Genomic DNA, 2666 nt, shown 5'->3' on the forward strand with positions numbered 1-2666 from the left:
TGGTTTAGGCTCTCTTTTTTAAGGGGGGTTTAGGAAATACCGCAACATCAAGCTTTTTATCGTTGATGATGAAATCTACAAAACTAACGGTGCGACAACAAACCCTAACGCTACGCTCAAAAACACGACTAAAACCCCAGGGATCAAAAACGCATGATCAAACACATAACGGCCCATTTTAGTGGTGCCGGTATGATCCATAGCGATCGCTCCTAGTAAAGTGGGGTAAGTGGGTAACACAAACAACGCCGAAACGCTCGCAAACGAAGCCACAATAATATACAAATGCTCCGTATGGTTAGCGCTAATGCCTAAGGCTGTGATCACGCTTGGGATGAGCGCTTTAGAGGTGGCAGCTTGAGAATACAAAAGCATGGAAGCCAAAAAGAGCGCTACGGCTAATAAAAACGGGTAATCAGCGATCAAAAAAGAAGCGTATCGCTTGATCTCATCTATATGATTGCTCACAAAAGTATCGCCCAACCACGCCACGCCCAACACGCACACGCACGCTTGCATGCCGGATTTAAACACGCTTGAATGAGCGATTTCATTAGCGTTGATCTTGCAAAAAATCACAATTAAAGTCGCCACGCTCAGCATGAAAGACACAATCGCTTGATCTCTTCCTAAAACCACCGGGCTAACAAAAGCGATATTTTTAGAAATCGCGCTCGCATAAAAAACGATCGCTACAACCCCACCAAGAAAAATCCATAGCGATAATTTCGCGCTTTTTGAGGTTTCTTCTTCTTTTTTCATCATAGGGGGCGAAATTTTGCCCGCTTCCAAGCGTTCTAAATAATTCGGGTCGCTGTCTAATTTCAAATTAGTAAAACCCATAATAAACGCCGTGAGCATGCATGCTAAAAAAGTCGTAGGGATCCAAACCATTAAAAGGGTGAGATAATCCGCTCCTAAAGGCTCTAAAATACCGCTCATAAACACCACCGCCGCGCTCACCGGGCTTGCGGTAATAGCGACTTGACTAGAGACTACCGCTAAGCTTAAGGGCGCTTTGGGTTTGATATTTTGGCTCTGGCTCACTTCCACAATCACCGGGATCAAGGAAAAAACCGTATGCCCGGTGCCGGCTAGTATCGTTAAAAAATACGCCACGCTTGGCGCTAAATAGTTGATTTGCTTGGGGTGTTTCCTTAAAATTTTTTCAGCGATTTTGACTAAGTAATCCAAGCCCCCCGCTTTTTGCATGGCACTGATAGCGCTAATGACTGCCATGATGATTAAAATCACATCAAAAGGGATTTTGCCCGGATTTAGCCCCAAAAATAAGCATAAAATAAGCACGCCCAAGCCCCCAGCATAGCCCACTCCCAAGCCCCCTAGCCTTGCCCCTAAAAAAAGCGAAAAAAGTAACACGATAATTTGAAAAAAGGCATCCACCATTAACCCTTTTAAATTTATTTTAACAACGATTCACTATACTATAAAATCTTTTAAATTTCAAAAGGTAGTCTATAATGAGAATGTTTTTGAAATTCTTGATTCTTTTATTTTGTTTGAAAGGGCAAGTTATGGCTCAAAATTTACCTACCATTGCTTTACTAGCGACAGGAGGGACGATTGCAGGGAGCGGTGTGAGTGCGAGTTTGGGTAGTTATAAGAGTGGTGAGTTGGGCATCAAAGAGCTTCTTAAAGCTATCCCCAGTCTCAACAAGATCGCTCGCATTCAAGGGGAGCAGGTTTCTAACATCGGCTCACAAGACATGAATGAAGAAATATGGTTCAAGCTCGCCCAACGCACCCAAGAATTGCTAGATGATAGCCGTATTCAAGGCGTGGTTATCACGCATGGCACGGACACTTTAGAAGAGAGCGCGTATTTTTTAAACTTGGTTTTACACTCCACAAAACCAGTTGTGCTAGTGGGAGCGATGCGTAACGCTTCTTCTTTGAGCGCGGATGGCGCTTTGAATTTATATAACGCGCTGAGCGTAGCGACTAATGAAAAAAGCGCGAATAAAGGCGTGTTGGTGGTGATGGACGATAATATTTTTAGCGCTAGGGAAGCGATTAAAACGCACACCACCCACACTTCCACCTTTAAAGCCTTAAATAGCGGCGCGATAGGGAGCGTGTATTATGGCAAAACGCGCTATTACATGCAGCCTTTGAGAAAACATACCACAGAGAGCGAATTTTCTATTTTAGAGCTAAAAACCCCCTTACCTAAAGTGGATATTATTTACACGCATGTCGGCATGACCCCTGATTTATTCCAAGCGAGCCTAAACTCGCATGCAAAAGGCGTTGTGATAGCCGGGGTGGGTAATGGGAATGTGAGCGCTGGGTTTTTAAAAGCGATGCAAGAAGCGAGCCAAATGGGGGTGGTTATTGTTCGTTCTAGCAGGGTAGGCAGTGGTGAGGTTACTTCAGGCGAGATTGATGACAAGGCTTATGGCTTTATCACAAGCGACAATTTAAACCCCCAAAAAGCTAGGGTGCTTTTACAACTCGCTTTAACTAAAACAAATAATAAAGAAAAAATCCAAGAAATGTTTGAAGAGTATTGAACGATTCTCTTAGATCACCCAATTATCAAAGATAATTGGGTGATTTAGTTTATTTTGTTTTTGACTTTATTTTCATCAAATAACTATCAAAATAGATTTGATGAAGCTCCCCCTATTTTAAAAAGGAGATTT

2 protein-coding genes are annotated in these 2666 nt (G+C 42.8%); one reads left to right on the forward strand and one right to left on the reverse strand.

What is annotated here, in order from left to right; translation table 11 throughout:
* Positions 1-75 precede the first annotated feature (75 nt).
* Positions 76-1407 (reverse strand): anaerobic C4-dicarboxylate transporter, encoded by a 1332-nt coding sequence (locus H7N69_RS07755; protein WP_001873884.1) that lies wholly within the window; start codon positions 1405-1407, stop codon positions 76-78.
* A 74-nt stretch (positions 1408-1481) separates the two neighbouring features.
* Here H7N69_RS07755 and H7N69_RS07760 point away from each other — a divergent pair, with 74 nt between their 5' ends.
* Entirely contained in the window at positions 1482-2534 is a 1053-nt protein-coding gene (locus H7N69_RS07760) for an asparaginase (protein WP_187885361.1), read from the forward strand.
* Positions 2535-2666 lie beyond the last annotated feature (132 nt).

Source organism: Helicobacter pylori (assembly GCF_014497725.1).
GTDB lineage: Bacteria > Campylobacterota > Campylobacteria > Campylobacterales > Helicobacteraceae > Helicobacter > Helicobacter pylori_DE.